The organism is Acidiphilium sp. 20-67-58, assembly GCF_002255515.1.
In the GTDB taxonomy this organism is placed as follows: domain Bacteria; phylum Pseudomonadota; class Alphaproteobacteria; order Acetobacterales; family Acetobacteraceae; genus Acidiphilium.
Map to the genome: position 1 here is coordinate 1 of NZ_NCAS01000104.1, position 1,207 is coordinate 1,207.

The 1,207-nt window shown below is 61.4% G+C and carries 1 protein-coding gene and 1 pseudogene; one reads left to right on the top strand and one right to left on the bottom strand.

What is annotated here, in order from left to right:
• The coding region (locus tag B7Z76_RS16155; RefSeq protein ID WP_291345286.1) for an ATP-binding protein at positions 1-468 on the top strand (468 nt) is incomplete at its 5' end.
• 352 nt (positions 469-820) lie between these two features.
• On the opposite strand, the pseudogene B7Z76_RS16160 reads toward B7Z76_RS16155, so the two are convergent.
• A pseudogene (locus B7Z76_RS16160) lies at positions 821-1,102 on the bottom strand (transposase); the annotation flags it as partial.
• Positions 1,103-1,207: the final 105 nt, after the last annotated feature.

Below are 1,207 nucleotides of genomic sequence, written 5' to 3' on the forward strand. Positions count from 1 at the left end.
CGCGTGCTGTTCACCCGCACCTCCGACCTCGTCCAGAAGCTCCAGATCGCACGTCGCGAACTCGCCCTCGAGGCCACCATCGCCAAGCTCGACAAATTCCACCTGCTGATCCTCGACGACCTCGCTTACGTCACCAAGGATCAGGCCGAAACCTCAGTCCTCTTCGAACTCATCAGCACACGCTACGAGCGCCGGTCCCTGATGATCACCGCCAACCAGCCCTTCGGCGAGTGGGGAAAGGTGTTCCCCGATCCCGCCATGACACTCGCCGCCGTTGACCGCCTCGTCCACCACGCCACCATCTTCGAGATGAACGTCGAAAGCTATCGCCGCAAAACCGCCATCCAACGACGAACCGGACCAGGACGCCCACCCACACGAGCGACAATCACCGAAAACGGCAGATTGTCGCGCCACGACAATCAAGTCGCCGAAACCCGCTTGCCAGCATCAAACCAATCCGATTAACGTTCCGAGGTCGCGATCACTTTCTCATCCTGATCGTCGCGCTTCTCATCCTGATTGTCGCGCTACAGCTTGGCACGGCGCAACACCCAAGGCCCGAGCCGCCTGACGGTTTCGCCAGTTTACTGAATCCGCCCCTCAGGCGGACGCAGGCGTCCTCGCCGGACGCGACGAGGCTACCCCGAGTTGGGTCTTGCTGCCGGACTATCCGGACCGCGCTCTCGACATGGTGGGCCTCGCCTTCGAAAAGCATGTTGCGGCGACCAACGAGGGTCGACCCCGGAAACAACCAAGATCCGGCGATGATGCAGCAAGCTGCAAGAAAGGAGTTGACAGGTCAGTCGCGATCAAACAACCCGCCGGCGGTGTCGGAGCGTTTGACGATCTGTATGATCCATTTGCCGATTTTGGCGAGGTGTCCATTGAGTTTGGGACCGGCATAGCCGCCGTCGGCGAATCCGTGCCGCAACCAAGGATACAGGGATTTGACCGATTTGAGCACGTCGGGCGCCCCATCCCGATCCTGAATGCCGGCATGATGAACGACGGCGCCGGCGAGGTGGCCGATTGTATCGGTGATGATGTGGCGCTTGCGCCCCTTGATCTTCTTTCCGGCATCAAACCCGCGCTGCCCGCCGGTGGCGCAGCTCGGTTGGCGCAAGGGAACAAAGGGGCGTCTGACAGCCCGCTTTGCCGCCATGAGGGTACGCATTGCTGATGGCGCGCCCCAGCGAATCGGTTC